We start from the raw sequence: 507 nt of genomic DNA on the forward strand, positions 1-507 counted from the left end.
CGCCGGTCGTCCAATCGAATCTCGGCTGGCCGGATCGATGTTCCATGCCGAGCTCAATGAGGCTCCGGAAACGCGCGTACTTCCAACCAGATCTTTACGACCTCCCGCGCTACCAATCCGAGGTCCACCTTGGTTCGCCGCCCCTCGACACCCCGAGCGAAGGTCAGCACTTGGTCCACCATGTCGGTGCCGCGGCGGGTGCTGACCCCGATCATCTCCAAAACCTGCTGTGCCCTCGGCTCCGGAACATAGCTTTTGAGCAGATCGATCGACATCATGATCGGGGCGAGGACGCGCCCAGGTCGGGCTTCTTTATTCAGGCAGCTTCGCCGCGAGGACGTCGATTCTTTCAATAACGGGGGGGCTGGAGAATAGCTCTTCAGTCTTCGCCATTAAGGCCGCCGCTACCTTTCCAGAGAGATGCGCTTGGCGACCGGCGTCATCAGGAAACGCATCGAAGATGCCAAAAGTGCTGGGTCCAAGACGAATCCCAAACCACGCAGTGGT

General features: G+C 59.6%; 2 protein-coding genes. Both read right to left on the bottom strand.

What is annotated here, in order from left to right:
- Positions 1-53: 53 nt before the first annotated feature.
- A complete protein-coding gene (locus WKV53_RS28585; protein WP_341408269.1) occupies positions 54-278 on the bottom strand; it encodes a hypothetical protein in 225 nt (74 codons plus the stop codon).
- 34 nt (positions 279-312) lie between these two features.
- The coding region (locus WKV53_RS28590) for a putative quinol monooxygenase (RefSeq protein ID WP_375341847.1) at positions 313-507 on the bottom strand (195 nt) is incomplete at its 5' end.

Source organism: Luteolibacter sp. Y139, from assembly GCF_038066715.1.
Taxonomy (GTDB): Bacteria; Verrucomicrobiota; Verrucomicrobiia; order Verrucomicrobiales; family Akkermansiaceae; genus Haloferula; species Haloferula soli.